Raw genomic sequence first — 13,409 nt, forward strand, 5'->3', positions numbered from 1 at the left:
TCCCGGGCGCGTCCCGCCGTGCGGGACCGGGGGCGTGCCGCGTCGTTCAGCCGTTGCGGCGCAGGCCCTCGGAGAGCCGGGCGGCCGCGTCGATGACCGCCTGGGCGTGCATCCGGCCCGGGTGGCGGGTCAGCCGCTCGATCGGTCCGGAGACCGAGACGGCGGCCACCACGCGGTTCGAGGGGCCGCGTACGGGCGCGGAGACCGAGGCCACGCCGGGCTCCCGCTCACCGATCGACTGGGCCCAGCCGCGGCGCCGTACGCCGGACAGGGCGGTTGCCGTGAAGCGGGCGCCCTGGAGGCCGCGGTGCAGCCGCTCGGGCTCCTCCCAGGCCATCAGGATCTGCGCGGCGGAGCCGGCCTTCATCGGGAGCGTGGAGCCGACCGGGACGGTGTCCCGCAGTCCGGACAGCCGCTCGGCCGCCGCCACGCAGATCCGCATGTCGCCCTGCCGGCGATAGAGCTGGGCGCTCTCGCCCGTCACATCGCGCAGGTGGGTCAGTACCGGCCCGGCCGTGGCCAGCAGGCGGTCCTCGCCGGCCGCCGCGGCCAGCTCGGAGAGCCGTGGGCCCAGGATGAACCGGCCCTGCATGTCCCTCGCCACCATCCGGTGGTGTTCCAGAGCCACGGCCAGCCGGTGGGCCGTGGGTCGTGCAAGCCCTGTCGCCGCGACCAGCCCGGCGAGGGTGGCCGGACCGGACTCCAGGGCGCTCAAAACCAGAGCTGCCTTGTCGAGAACGCCGACGCCGCTAGAGTTGTCCATGCAACGATACTCGCGTCTCACACTGTGAAACGCAAGTTCAATTTTCCAGGGAAGTCGTCAGTCTGTAGATGTGGCCCTCGACCAGGGCCCGGCGTAAGGCCCGGCAGGGGGAGTTCTGCGGGCGATCGCGCATGGACGAGCAAGGCCGGCACTGCGGCCGGCCGGAGGGAAAGCGATGGGACGGACACTCGCGGAGAAGGTCTGGGACGACCATGTCGTCCGGCGCGCGGAAGGCGAGCCCGACCTCCTCTTCATTGATCTGCACCTGCTGCACGAGGTCACCAGCCCGCAGGCGTTCGACGGCCTCCGCAAGGCCGGCCGCCAGGTGCGCCGGACGGACCTGACCATCGCCACCGAGGATCACAACACCCCGACCCTCGACATCGACAAGCCGATCGCCGACCCGGTCTCGCGCACCCAGCTGGAGACGCTGCGCAAGAACTGCGCCGAGTTCGGCGTCCGGCTGCACCCGCTCGGCGACGTCGAGCAGGGCGTCGTCCACGTCGTGGGCCCCCAGCTGGGACTGACCCAGCCCGGCACCACCGTGGTCTGCGGTGACAGCCACACCTCCACCCACGGCGCCTTCGGCGCGCTGGCGTTCGGCATCGGCACCAGCCAGGTCGAGCACGTACTGGCCACCCAGACGCTGCCGCTGGCCCCGTTCAAGACGATGGCGATCACCGTCGACGGCGAGCTGCCGGAGGGCGTGACCGCCAAGGACCTGATCCTGGCGATCATCGCCAAGATCGGCACCGGCGGCGGCCAGGGATACGTCATCGAATACCGCGGCCCGGCCATCGAGAAGCTCTCGATGGAGGCCCGGATGACCATCTGCAACATGTCGATCGAGGCGGGCGCCCGGGCCGGCATGATCGCCCCGGACCGGACCACCTTCGACTACCTCCAGGGCCGCGACCACGCCCCCAAGGGTGCGGACTGGGACGCCGCGGTCGAGTACTGGAAGACGCTGCGCACCGACGACGACGCGGTCTTCGACGCCGAGGTGCACATCGACGCCGCCTCGCTGGCGCCGTTCGTCACCTGGGGCACCAACCCGGGCCAGGGCGCCCCGCTTTCGGCGAGCGTCCCCGACCCGGCTTCGTACGAGGACGCCTCGGAGCGCCACGCCGCCGAAAAGGCCCTGGAATACATGGGGTTGACGGCGGGTCAGCCGCTGCGCGAGATCACCGTGGACACCGTCTTCGTAGGTTCGTGCACCAACGGCCGCATCGAGGACCTGCGCTCCGCGGCCGCGATCCTGCAGGGCCGCAAGGTCGCCGACGGCGTGCGGATGCTGATCGTCCCCGGCTCGGTCCGGGTCTCCCTGGAGGCCGTCGCCGAGGGCCTGGACAAGGTCTTCACCGAGGCGGGCGCCGAATGGCGGCACGCGGGCTGCTCGATGTGCCTGGGCATGAACCCCGACCAGCTGGCGCCCGGTGAGCGCTCCGCGTCCACCTCCAACCGCAACTTCGAGGGCCGCCAGGGCAAGGGCGGTCGTACGCACCTGGTCTCGCCGCAGGTGGCCGCCGCAACGGCGGTTCTCGGCCATCTGGCCTCACCGGCCGACCTGTCCGACGTCGCCACGCCCGCGGGAGTCTGAACCATGGAAGCTTTCACCACCCACACCGGCCGGGCCGTCCCGCTGCGCCGCAGCAACGTGGACACCGACCAGATCATCCCGGCCCACTGGCTGAAGAAGGTCACCCGCGACGGCTTCGAGGACGGCCTGTTCGAGGCCTGGCGCAAGGACTCCGAGTTCGTCCTCAACAAGCCGCAGTACAAAGGCGCCACGGTGCTCGTCGCCGGCCCCGACTTCGGCACCGGATCCTCGCGTGAGCACGCCGTCTGGGCGCTGCAGAACTACGGCTTCAAGGCCGTCATCTCCTCGCGGTTCGCGGACATCTTCCGCGGCAACTCCCTCAAGAACGGCCTGCTGACGGTGGTCCTGCCGCAGGAGACGGTGGACCGGCTGCAGAAGCTGGTGGAGGCCGACCCGGCCGCCGAGGTGACCGTCGACCTCGTGGACCGGCAGGTCCGGGCGGAGGGCATCAGCGCGGACTTCGAGCTGGACGAGAACGCCCGTTGGCGTCTGCTGGAGGGGCTGGACGACATCAGCCTCACCCTTCGGGAGGAGCCGTCAATCGTGGCGTACGAGGCGAATCGCCCGTCGTTCAAGCCGCGTACCATCGAGGTCTGACCTCGGGTTTTTGGCTCAAAGCGTTATTGCGTACGATGCGCCCCCTGTGCAGTTGGCAGGGGGCGCATCGGCTTGTCGAGACGGCTGTTGAGGCCCCGTGAAGCGACAACTCGCCGCAGATGGCACAATTAGCGCATGGAACGCGACGACCAACTCCAGCTCTACGGCGTCGTCGCCGACCGACTCAAGGACGCACACGCAAGAGTGCGGACACTGCAAGTCCCGGAGGGCGTACGGATGGCGCTGACCCGGAAGCTGCTCGTCATCACGGCCGCGGCTAAACACGATCTTGCGGACGCGGCACGGCGTCTGGAGTGGTTCATGGAAGACCTCGACGAAGGTCGTTATCCCGAAGATGTGCACGCCGACGGAAGTCCGTGAAGGTCGAGTTCGTTGCGGCACAAGGGTGATTAGCCCGTTTCGTGTTTGATTTGCGGTATATATCTGCCTAACGTGCGAAAAAGCTTGGAAACTTTCCTTCCAGCAATGTCTCCGAAGGGGAAGACGTGAACAAGGCGCAGCTCGTAGAAGCCATTGCCGACAAGCTCGGCGGCCGCCAGAACGCCGCGGACGCGGTCGATGCCGTACTCGACGCGATCGTCCGTGCAGTGGTCTCCGGCGACCGCGTTTCGGTCACCGGATTCGGCTCGTTCGAGAAGGTCGACCGCCCGGCCCGTTACGCCCGCAACCCGCAGACGGGTGAGCGGGTGCGGGTCAAGAAGACCTCGGTGCCGCGCTTCCGCGCCGGTCAGGGCTTCAAGGACCTGGTGAGCGGCTCGAAGAAGCTCCCCAAGGGCGGCGAGGTCTCCGTCAAGAAGGCCCCCAAGGGCAGCCTCACCGGCGGCACCGCGATCAAGAAGGCCGCGGCGAAGAAGGCCACCGCCAAGAAGGCCACCGCCAAGAAGGCGGCGCCGGCGAAGAAGGCCGCCGCGAAGAAGACCACCCCCGCGAAGAAGGTCACCGCCAAGAAGACGACGGCGAAGAAGGCCCCCGCCAAGGCCGCAGCCAAGAAGGCGACCCCGGCCAAGAAGACCACCGCGAAGAAGGCGACGGCCAAGAAGACCGCGCCCGCGAAGAAGGCCACGGCGAAGAAGGCTCCCGCCAAGAAGGCCACCGCGCGCAAGACCACCGCGAAGAAGACCACCGCCCGCAAGCGGTGACCCACAGCAGCGGCGACGCCATGCGTCGGGCCGGTCTCCCTCCGGGGAGCCCGGCCCGCGGTGCTTTCCGGCCCCGGCCGCCGTCTAGGCTCTCTCCCATGCAGGCCACCGCGTACACGTACGACCCCCAGACCCGCTCCGGCAGCGTGCTGCTCGACGACGGCACCCCGCTGCCCTTCGACGCGGCCGCCTTCGACGCCGGCGGGCTGCTGCTGCTCCGGCCCGGTCAGCGGGTCCGGATCGAGGTCACCGGGGAAGGCGACGCCCGGCACATCGACCTGGTCACCCTCCAGACGCTCTGACCTGCGGCGGCACCGGCCCGGACGGCTGCGCGCCGGCCCCGGCGCCGCCCGCCCCCGCAGCCGTCCACGTCACCGGCGGCGCCTGCCGCGCCGTGTGCGGGCCCACGCCCAGCGCCAGCGCGGCCAGCAGATCCTCGCCGGTGTCCACGTCCCGGCGCACCGACGGCACGTCCGGCGCGGTGATCTCCTGCGCCCCCGACGCCAGATGACGGGCCCGCGAGGCACCACCGAATGCCGGTGCCAATTCCACCCCGGAACTCGCGGTCAGAAGTGTTGTCCCGAAATACGCCGCATCCGCGAGAAATGCACGGGGAAATAGCGCGGCGGAATGGAGCACCCGGGCCAGCTCGGCCGGGCGCAGCGCGGGAAGATCCGCGTTCAGCGCGGCCACCGGCGCGCCCGGACGACCCGCCCGCACCGCCTGTGCACCGTGCGCCAGCGCCGCGTTCAGTCCGCCCGCCGGAGTGTCGGGCACGATCCGCGCCCCCAGCGCCGCGAGCCGCTCGGCGGCCAGCCGGTCGTCCGTGACAACCACCACATCGCGCACATCGGCGCAGGCCAGCGCGGCTGCCACGGTGTCCAGGGCGAAGGCCAGGGCCAGCCGCGGCCTGAAGTCCTCCCCGGCGGCCCCGGCGAGCCTGCTCTTGGCCCGCACCAGCGGTTTCAGCGGCACCACCAGGCTCCAGGCCGCCGCCGTCTCGCCATCCGCTCCGTCTCTTCGCATCCGCGCCATTCTCACCCGCCGCCGACGACCCGGGGGAGCGCCGGGGTTACGGTGTCCTCGACATAGCGGGTACCTGGGGCGACACTTGTGCGGCTGCCGGCCCGTAGCAGCTACGCAGGTCCCCACAAGGAGGGTGTCCCAGTGTCCCGCCGCAGAATCGGCTTCTGGTACCGCTTGGCCGCGGTCATCTGCAAACCGCCGCTCTTGGTTCTGTTCAAGCGGGACTGGCAGGGAATGGAGCACATTCCGGCCGACGGCGGATTTATCACCGCGGTCAACCACAACTCCTATCTCGACCCGCTCTCCTATGCGCACTATCAGTACAACACCGGGCGGGTCCCCCGATTCCTGGCCAAGGCCGGACTCTTCAAGAGCGGCTTTGTCGGCCTGATGATGCGCGGCACCGGACAGATCCCGGTCTACCGGGAAACCACCGACGCCGCCAACGCGTTCCGTGCCGCCGTCACCGCCATCCACAAGGGCGAATGCGTCGCCTTCTACCCCGAGGGCACCCTCACCCGGGACCCCGAGCTGTGGCCGATGCAGGGCAAGACCGGTGCCGCGCGGGTCGCGCTGCTGACCAAGGCCCCGGTCATCCCGGTCGCCCAGTGGGGCGCCAACGACGCGATGCCGCCGTACGCCAAGGAGAAGAAGCTCCAGCTGCTCCCGCGCAAGACGCTGCGGGTCAAAGCGGGGCCGCCGGTCGACCTGAGCGCCTACTACGACCAGGAACCGACCGCTGAGGTGCTGCGCGCCGTCACCGACCTCATCATGAGTGCGATCACCGAGCAGCTGGCCCAGCTGCGCGGCGAGAGCGCACCGGCCGCACCGTACGACTGGCGCAAGGCCATCGCCCAGGAACGCCGGGCCGCCCGCGAGGCCGCCAAGGCCGCCGCCGGGCCGGCCGCCGCCACCGAAGGCGCCGGCGCCCCCCAGCAGGCCCGAAGCACCCAGCAGGCACAGGAGGATGAAGGCAAGTGACGCGCTGCGCCGTCTACGGCACGGGGTCCTGGGGCACCGCATTCGCGATGGTGCTCGCCGACGCGGGATGCGAGGTGACCCTGTGGGGGCGCCGCGCGGCCCTGGTCGACGCCATCAACAACGGCCGTACCAACCCCGACTACCTGCCCGGCGTCGAGCTCCCCGAGGCCGTACGGGCCACCACGGACCCGGCACGGGCGGCCCGGGACGCGGAGTTCACCGTCCTGGCCGTGCCGTCCCAGACGCTGCGCGGAAACCTCGCCGAATGGGCGCCCCTGCTGCCCGCCGACACGATCCTGGTCTCCCTGATGAAGGGCGTCGAACTGGGCACGGCCAAGCGCATGAGCGAGGTCGTCGAGGAGGTCGCCAAGGCCCCCGCCGAAAGGGTCGCGGTGGTCACCGGCCCCAACCTCGCCAAGGAGGTCGCGGCCCGGCAGCCCGCCGCCGCGGTCGTCGCCTGCGCCGACGAGGCGGTCGCCCGCCGGGTGCAGACCGCCTGCCACACCTCATACTTCCGCCCGTACACCAACACCGACGTGGTGGGCTGCGAACTGGGCGGCGCCGTCAAGAACGTCATCGCGCTCGCCGTCGGCATCGCCACCGGCATGGGCCTGGGCGACAACGCCAAGGCGTCGCTGATCACCCGCGGACTCGCCGAGACCACCCGGCTCGGCCTCGCCATGGGCGCCGACGCGCACACCTTCGCCGGGCTGGCCGGCATGGGAGACCTCGTCGCCACCTGCTCCTCGCCGTTGTCCCGCAACAACACCTTCGGCACCAACCTCGGCCGCGGCATGACGCTGGAGGAGACCATCGCGGTCACCAAGCAGACCGCCGAGGGCGTCAAGTCCTGCGAATCCGTACTGGATCTGGCCCGCAGGCACGGCGTCGACATGCCGCTCACCGAGACGGTGGTGTCCATCGTCCACGACGGCAAGCCGCCGCTGGTGGCCCTCAAGGAGCTGATGGCGCGCAGCGCCAAGTCCGAGCGGCACTGAAAAGCCGCACCGAAACGGCACCAGAACGGCACCGAAGCAGCACCGAACCGGCACGAAAACCCCGCCGCCCGCGGCGGGCGCCGCCGCCACGCCACCAACGGCGGCCGCCGCACTGACGCCGCGCCGGTCAGCAGGTACCCTCAACGCGATATGAGCAGCCAGACCTCCTCCCACAAGCCCCGCGTCGCCGTCGTGTTCGGCGGGCGCAGCTCCGAGCACGCCATCTCCGTGGTCACCGCCGGAGCCGTACTGCGCGCCATCGACCGCGACAAGTACGACGTGCTGCCCATCGGCATCACCACCGACGGCCGCTGGGCGCTCACCGCCGACGACCCCGAGCGGATGGCCATCACGGACCGGCGGCTGCCCAGCGTGGCCGAGCTCGCCGAGTCCACCGAGGGCGGAGTGGTGCTCCCCGTCGACCCGTCCAACCGCGAGGTGGTCTACACGGAGCCGGGCGCGGTGCCCAAGGCGCTCGGCGAGGTCGACGTGGTCTTCCCCGTCCTGCACGGCCCGTACGGCGAGGACGGCACCCTGCAGGGCCTCCTGGAGCTCTCCGGCGTGCCCTACGTCGGCTCGGGCGTCCTGGCCTCCGCGGTCGGCCAGGACAAGGACTACATGAAGCGGGTGTTCACCTCCTTCGGGCTGCCGGTCGGCCCCTACGAGGTCATCCGCCCCCGGGAGTGGGAGAAGGACCCCTCGGCGGCCCGCAAGAAGATCGTGGACTTCGCCGCCGAACACGGCTGGCCGCTCTTCGTGAAGCCCGCCCGGGCCGGCTCGTCCATGGGCATCAGCAAGGTCGACGGCCTGGAGGGCCTGGACGAGGCCATCGAGGAGGCCCGCCGGCACGATCCCAAGATCCTGGTGGAATCGCTGCTCAGCGGCCGCGAGATCGAGTGCGGGGTGCTGGAGTTCGAGGACGGGCCGCGGGCCAGCGTGCCGGCCGAGATCCCGCCGGTCACCGCGCACGACTTCTACGACTTCGAGGCCAAGTACATCGACTCGGCCGCCGGCATCGTGCCGGCCCCGCTGACCGCCGAGCAGACCGCGAAGGTCCGGGAACTGGCCGTCGCGGCCTTCGAGGCGGCGTCCTGCGAGGGCCTGGTCCGTGCGGACTTCTTCCTGCAGGACAACGGCGAGTTCGTGATCAACGAGATCAACACGCTCCCCGGCTTCACGCCCATCTCGATGTACCCGCGGATGTGGCAGGAGAGCGGAGTGAGCTACCCGGAGCTGATCGACCGCCTCCTGCAGGCGGCGCTGCAGCGCTCGACCGGCCTGCGCTAGGACCGCGGCCGGCCGGCGCCGGGAGGGCTAGACGCCCGCGGGGATGGTCTTCTTCACCGCGCCCGCGAGGTCGGGGAGTACATCGACCTCGGGGGCGTACTTCCCGGGCACGGTCACCTCGACGTACACCTTGCGCAGCACGGTCGTGAAGCGGTAGCCGTCGTCCTGCTTCTCGAAGAGCCACCGGACGCCGTTGACTTCCGCCGCCTCCGGGTTGGGGTTGTAATGTTCACTCCCGTGTCTCAGGACGTCCGGCTTCGGCACCCCGCAGCGCAGTTGCACGGCGGGGTCGCCCCAGACGGCGGTGAAGTCGGAGACGGGCTCGGCGGAATGCCGCTTCAGTCCGTCGACGGTCCGCGGGAGTTCCTCATGGAGTGCCCGGCAGTGCCGCGCCGCCTCGCCCCGGGGGGACGGGACGGCCACGTCCTCGGAAGACGAACAGCTCACCGCGGCGAACGCCACGGTGAGCAGGGCAACGGCCAGGAACGGGCGGCACCGCCGACGCGAAGAGATCACCCGGCCGAGCATACGGGGGAGCTAGAGATGAACGACCGGGCAGGTCAGGGTGCGCGTGATGCCCTCCACTTGCTGGACTTTCGCCACCACCATGCGGCCCAGCTCATCGACGGTGTCGGCCTGTGCGCGCACGATCACGTCGTACGGACCGGTGACGTCCTCGGCCTGCAGCACACCGGGGATCTTCGAGATCACCTCCGCGACGGCCGAGGCCTTGCCGACCTCGGTCTGGATCAGGATGTAGGCCTGTACCACGGAACCTCCAGGGCGGCTACGAGGATCATGGGGGAAGAAGGGACGCCACGGTACCGCGTCACCGTGCGGAGCGGGGAGACCCGCGCGGTGAACACGGCAGGTGCGGCGCAACCGTCAGCCACGTACGGACCGTCCGTACAACGGCCCGTACACATGAGAAGGGCAACAGCATGAAGGGCACCGTGGGCGAGCTGGGGGAGTTCGGTCTGATCAGGGAGCTCACCTCCCGGCTCACGTCCACTCCGGCGGTACGGATCGGGCCGGGGGACGACGCCGCGGTGGTCACCGCGCCGGACCGGAGGGTGGTCGCCAGCACCGACGTCCTCCTGGAGGGCCGGCACTTCCGCCGCGACTGGTCCACCGCCTACGACGTCGGCCGCAAGGCCGCCGCGCAGAACCTCGCCGACATCGCGGCGATGGGCGCGGTGCCCACCGCGATCCTGCTGGGCCTGGTCGTGCCCGCGGAACTCCCCGCGACCTGGCCGACCGAGCTGATGGACGGGCTGCGCGACGAGTGCCAGGTGGCCGGCGCCGCGGTCGTCGGCGGTGACGTCGTCCGCGGCGACACCATCACCGTCGCCATCACCGCCCTCGGCGACCTGCGCAACCAGGAACCGGTCACCCGGGCCGGCGCCCAGCCCGGCGACGTGGTCGCGGTGACCGGCTGGCTCGGCTGGTCCGCCGCCGGGCACGCGGTCCTCTCCCGCGGCTTCCGCTCGCCGCGCGCCTTCGTGGAGGCGCACCGCCGCCCCGAACCGCCGTACCACGCCGGCCCCGCGGCCGCCGGGCTCGGCGCCACCGCCATGACCGACGTCAGCGACGGGCTGGTCGCCGACCTCGGGCACATCGCCGAGGCCAGCAAGGTCCGGATCGACCTGCGGTCCGCCGCGATCGACATCCCCACGCAGATGTCCGACATCGGCACCGCGGTCGGCGTGGACCCGATGCAGTGGGTGCTCAACGGCGGCGAGGACCACGCGATCGTGGCCACGTTCCCGCCGGACGTGAAGCTGCCCGCCCGGTGGAAGGTCATCGGCGAGGTCCTCCACCCCTCCGCGCTGCCGCAGGTCACCGTGGACGGCGCGCCCTGGCTGAAGGCCGGCTGGGACCACTTCGGGGACAACGCCGACGCCGAGTAGGCCACCGGCGGCGGGCGGGTAGATTCGCCGGCATGCACATACCTCCACGCGTCCTGACCGTCGCCGGGTCCGACTCCGGCGGCGGCGCGGGCATCCAGGCCGACCTGAAGACGATGCTGGCGCTCGGCACCCACGGCATGAGCGTGCTCACCGCCGTCACCGCACAGAACTCCCTGGGCGTGCAGGGCGCGTGGGACCTGCCCGCCGAGGCCGTCCGCGCCCAGTTCCGCAGCGTCGTCGACGACATCGGTGTCCAGGCGGTCAAGACCGGCATGCTCTCCTCGGCGGAACTCGTCGAGACCGTCGCCGAACTGCTCGCCGGGCTGGACGCCCCGGTCGTCGTCGACCCCGTGGGCGTCTCCAAACACGGGGACGCACTGCTCGCCGCGAGCGCCCTGGACGCGGTGCGCACCAAGCTGCTGCCGACGGCCACCGTCGCCACCCCCAACCTCGACGAGGTGGCCCAGCTCACCGGTGTGCACGTCCGGGAGGAGGCCGACATGCGCCGGGCCGCCGCCGCCGTCCTGGACTTCGGACCGCGCTGGGCGCTCATCAAGGGCGGCCACCTCACGGCGGCGGACGGAGGCGGCGGCAGTGCCGTCGACCTGCTCACCGACGGCACCGAGGAGCACTGGCTGCGCGCCCCGCGCCACGACAACCGGCACACCCACGGCACCGGCTGCACCCTCGCCAGCGCGCTCGCCGCTCAGCTGGCCAAGGGCGACTCCGTCCCCCAGGCCGCCGCGGCGGCGAAGGACTACGTCACCGGCGCGATCGCGGCCGGCTTCCGGCTCGGTGGCGGCATCGGGCCGGTCGACCACGGCTGGCGGCTCGGCGACGGGCGCTGAAGCCCGCCCGCGGCGGCACCGGAATGGCAAAAGCCGGCCCACCCGAGGGTGGACCGGCTTCCCAGGCAACCGGCCGGCTGCGCTACGACTAAGGCGTCAGCGCGAGACCTTGCCGGCCTTGATGCACGAGGTGCAGGCGTTCAGCTTCTTCGGCGTGCGCCCGATCACTGCACGCACCGTCTGGATGTTGGGGTTCCAACGACGGTTGGTACGGCGATGCGAGTGCGAGACACTCTTGCCGAAGCCCGGCCCCTTGCCGCAGACGTCGCAGTTGGCAGCCACGGGTCACTCCAAAGACTTCAGATGCACTTACGGTGAAATCCCGACGGGCCGAGTGCATTGCCCGACCGGCGACCGTCAGGAGAGGAAATGGCCCGATTCTCATCGGGCAACCGGAGCAGCATACAACGACCGCTCCCGTAGAACGAAACTATCACGCACCCCCCGGCCCCCGCCCCGGCCTCCCCACCGGTGCGCGGCTACTGTGCGGTGCAGCCCGTGACCCAGGAGGACGATGTGCCGTACCCGCTCGACGCCGCCGCGGTCCGCTCCTGGTGCGGACTGGCGCTGGAGGCGCTCGGCCGGGAACGCGAGCGGATCGACGCGATCAACGTCTACCCGGTGGCCGACGGCGACACCGGCACCAACCTCTATCTGACGCTGGAATCCGCGGCCCGGGCCGTCGAGGCCGCCTTCGACGGCCACGCCTCGGCGGGCACCGCCCCCGGCCTCGCCGACGCGATCGGCGCGATGGCACACGGCGCCCTGATAGGAGCGCGGGGGAACTCCGGCACCATCCTGGCGCAGCTGCTGCGCGGCATGACCGACGTCCTGGCGGCCGACGCCGGCACGGAAGGCACGGAAGGCACGGACACCGCGACCGGTGACGGGGCGGCCGAGGCCCTGCGCCGGGCCCTGCGCAGGGCCGCCGCCTCCACGTACGAGGCCGTCGCCCACCCCGTGGAGGGCACCGTCCTGACGGTGGCGACCGCCGCCGCCGACGCCGCCGAACGCGCGGCCGGCGAGGCCGGGGACGCCGCCGCGGTCGCCCGCGCCGCCCACGAAGGGGCCCGTACGGCCCTGCAGGCGACCCCCGGGCAGCTGGCGGTCCTCGGCCGGGCGGGCGTCGTGGACGCCGGCGGTTGCGGGCTCGTGGCCCTGCTGGGCGCGCTCGCCGACGCGCTCTCCGGAGAGGTCACCGCCACCCCCGTCGCCGTACGGGCCGACGCCCCGCTCCCCGAGGCCGCCGGCTGCGACGTCGCGGCACACACGGCGGCCGACGGCTGCGCGGAACCCGGCGGGCCCGCCTTCGAGGTGATCTACCTGCTGGAGGCGGCGGACGAGGCCGTGTCGCGGCTGCGCACCCGGCTCGACGGCCTCGGCGACTCCCTGGTGGTGGTCGGCGGGGACGGGCTGTGGCACGTCCACGTCCACGTCGACGACGCGGGCGCCGCCGTGGAGGCCGGCATCGAGGCCGGCCGCCCGTACCGGATCCGCATCACGCACTTCGGCGGCGGCCGCACCAAGGAGCCGGCGCTGGCACCGCGGGCCGTGGTCGCGGTGGTGCCGGGCGCCGGGCTCGCCGGCCTGTGCGCCGACGCCGGCGCGACCGCGGTCACCGTACGCCCCGGGGAGCCCCCCGCCAGCGGCGAACTGGTGCAGGCGATCCGGCAGGCCCACGCCCGCGAGGTCATGCTGCTGCCCAACGACCCCGAACTCCGGCACACCGCCGCGGCCGCCGCCGAACAGGCCCGCACCGAAGGCGTCCGGGTCGCGGTGATCCCCACCCGCGCCGCCGTCCAGGGCATCGCCGCGCTGGCCGTGCACGAGCCGGACCGCAGCTTCGACGAGGACGCGGTCGCCATGACCTCCGCCGCCGGCGCCACCCGCTACGCCGAGCTCGCCCTCGCCGAACGGCAGTCGTGGACCATGGCGGGCGTCTGCCAGGCCGGCGACGTCCTCGGCCTGATCGACGGCGACGTCGCGGTGATCGGCTCGGACCTCACCCTCACCGCCATGACGGTGCTGGACCGGATGCTGTCCGCGGGCGGCGAAATGGTGACCCTGGTCCTCGGCGCCGGGGCGCCCGCCGCCCTCGCCGAGCGGCTGGAACGGCACGTCCGCGAGCGCCACCTCGCCGTCGACACGGTCGTCTACGACGGCGGCCAGCGCACCGCCCCGCTGCTCATCGGCGTGGAGTGACGGCGCCCCGACGGCCGGGACCGGCGCAATTGTCAGA

The 13,409-nt window shown here is 71.9% G+C and carries 16 protein-coding genes; 11 read left to right on the plus strand and 5 right to left on the minus strand.

Translation table 11 applies throughout. The features are described 5' to 3' along the window. Positions 1 to 46: 46 nt before the first annotated feature. Positions 47 to 763 carry an IclR family transcriptional regulator NdgR gene (gene ndgR / locus ACGF4C_RS32495; RefSeq protein ID WP_030414225.1) on the minus strand — a complete coding sequence of 239 codons (717 nt, stop codon included), beginning with the start codon at positions 761 to 763 and terminating at the stop codon, positions 47 to 49. 175 nt (positions 764 to 938) lie between these two features. On the opposite strand from ndgR, the gene leuC reads away from it, so the two are divergent. From leuC to ACGF4C_RS32520, 5 genes are all read left to right on the plus strand, one after another. Then, on the plus strand, positions 939 to 2,363 hold the full coding sequence (leuC, locus tag ACGF4C_RS32500; RefSeq protein ID WP_393571161.1) for a 3-isopropylmalate dehydratase large subunit: 1,425 nt from the start codon (positions 939 to 941) through the stop codon (positions 2,361 to 2,363). A gap of 3 nt (positions 2,364 to 2,366) precedes the next feature. Further along, on the plus strand, positions 2,367 to 2,960 hold the full coding sequence (gene leuD / locus ACGF4C_RS32505; protein WP_393571163.1) for a 3-isopropylmalate dehydratase small subunit: 594 nt from the start codon (positions 2,367 to 2,369) through the stop codon (positions 2,958 to 2,960). Positions 2,961 to 3,095: 135 nt separating this feature from the next. Continuing rightward, positions 3,096 to 3,341 carry a hypothetical protein gene (locus tag ACGF4C_RS32510; RefSeq protein WP_030414222.1) on the plus strand — a complete coding sequence of 82 codons (246 nt, stop codon included), beginning with the start codon at positions 3,096 to 3,098 and terminating at the stop codon, positions 3,339 to 3,341. Between the two features lie 125 nt (positions 3,342 to 3,466). After that, a complete protein-coding gene (locus ACGF4C_RS32515; protein ID WP_030414221.1) occupies positions 3,467 to 4,120 on the plus strand; it encodes an HU family DNA-binding protein in 654 nt (217 codons plus the stop codon). Positions 4,121 to 4,218: 98 nt separating this feature from the next. Further along, positions 4,219 to 4,422 carry a hypothetical protein gene (locus tag ACGF4C_RS32520; RefSeq protein ID WP_030414220.1) on the plus strand — a complete coding sequence of 68 codons (204 nt, stop codon included), beginning with the start codon at positions 4,219 to 4,221 and terminating at the stop codon, positions 4,420 to 4,422. Here ACGF4C_RS32520 and cofC read toward each other — a convergent pair. After that, positions 4,403 to 5,146, minus strand: coding sequence for a 2-phospho-L-lactate guanylyltransferase (cofC, locus tag ACGF4C_RS32525; protein ID WP_393571166.1), 744 nt, complete (start codon positions 5,144 to 5,146; stop codon positions 4,403 to 4,405). The two genes, ACGF4C_RS32520 and cofC, sit on opposite strands and share 20 nt — an antisense overlap. A 141-nt stretch (positions 5,147 to 5,287) precedes the next feature. Here cofC and ACGF4C_RS32530 point away from each other — a divergent pair, with 141 nt between their 5' ends. The 3 genes from ACGF4C_RS32530 (at position 5,288) to ACGF4C_RS32540 (ending at position 8,412) form a co-directional block, all read left to right on the plus strand. Continuing rightward, entirely contained in the window at positions 5,288 to 6,127 is an 840-nt protein-coding gene (locus ACGF4C_RS32530) for a lysophospholipid acyltransferase family protein (RefSeq protein WP_393571168.1), read from the plus strand. Further along, on the plus strand, positions 6,124 to 7,125 hold the full coding sequence (locus ACGF4C_RS32535; RefSeq protein WP_351536905.1) for an NAD(P)H-dependent glycerol-3-phosphate dehydrogenase: 1,002 nt from the start codon (positions 6,124 to 6,126) through the stop codon (positions 7,123 to 7,125). The genes ACGF4C_RS32530 and ACGF4C_RS32535 overlap by 4 nt, the downstream gene beginning before the upstream one ends. Before the next feature lie 150 nt (positions 7,126 to 7,275). Further along, positions 7,276 to 8,412, plus strand: coding sequence for a D-alanine--D-alanine ligase family protein (locus tag ACGF4C_RS32540; protein ID WP_393571170.1), 1,137 nt, complete (start codon positions 7,276 to 7,278; stop codon positions 8,410 to 8,412). A 27-nt stretch (positions 8,413 to 8,439) separates the two neighbouring features. Here ACGF4C_RS32540 and ACGF4C_RS32545 read toward each other — a convergent pair whose 3' ends face one another. Together ACGF4C_RS32545 and ACGF4C_RS32550 are read right to left on the minus strand one after the other, a co-directional pair. Then, positions 8,440 to 8,940, minus strand: a complete 501-nt coding sequence (locus ACGF4C_RS32545) for a DUF3515 domain-containing protein (RefSeq protein ID WP_393571172.1) — start codon at positions 8,938 to 8,940, stop codon at positions 8,440 to 8,442. Positions 8,941 to 8,949: 9 nt separating this feature from the next. Further along, the gene (locus ACGF4C_RS32550) at positions 8,950 to 9,183 is read right to left on the minus strand and encodes an Lrp/AsnC family transcriptional regulator (protein ID WP_030414214.1); all 234 of its coding nucleotides are present in this window, start codon (positions 9,181 to 9,183) and stop codon (positions 8,950 to 8,952) included. Positions 9,184 to 9,353: 170 nt separating this feature from the next. Here ACGF4C_RS32550 and ACGF4C_RS32555 point away from each other — a divergent pair, with 170 nt between their 5' ends. Beyond that, entirely contained in the window at positions 9,354 to 10,322 is a 969-nt protein-coding gene (locus ACGF4C_RS32555; RefSeq protein WP_030414213.1) for a thiamine-phosphate kinase, read from the plus strand. A 32-nt stretch (positions 10,323 to 10,354) separates the two neighbouring features. Next, complete coding sequence (gene thiD, locus ACGF4C_RS32560; protein ID WP_393571175.1) at positions 10,355 to 11,170, plus strand: bifunctional hydroxymethylpyrimidine kinase/phosphomethylpyrimidine kinase; 816 nt, start codon at positions 10,355 to 10,357, stop codon at positions 11,168 to 11,170. 96 nt (positions 11,171 to 11,266) lie between these two features. Here the strand turns inward: thiD and rpmB are convergent, their stop codons facing one another. Then, positions 11,267 to 11,452 carry a 50S ribosomal protein L28 gene (gene rpmB, locus ACGF4C_RS32565; protein WP_006602870.1) on the minus strand — a complete coding sequence of 62 codons (186 nt, stop codon included), beginning with the start codon at positions 11,450 to 11,452 and terminating at the stop codon, positions 11,267 to 11,269. A gap of 234 nt (positions 11,453 to 11,686) precedes the next feature. Between rpmB and ACGF4C_RS32570 the strand changes: the two genes are divergently transcribed. Further along, a complete protein-coding gene (locus ACGF4C_RS32570; protein WP_393571206.1) occupies positions 11,687 to 13,372 on the plus strand; it encodes a DAK2 domain-containing protein in 1,686 nt (561 codons plus the stop codon). The last annotated feature ends 37 nt before the right edge of the window (positions 13,373 to 13,409 follow it).

This window comes from Streptomyces sp. NPDC048197, from assembly GCF_043202395.1.
Taxonomy (GTDB): Bacteria; Actinomycetota; Actinomycetes; order Streptomycetales; family Streptomycetaceae; genus Streptomyces; species Streptomyces siderophoricus.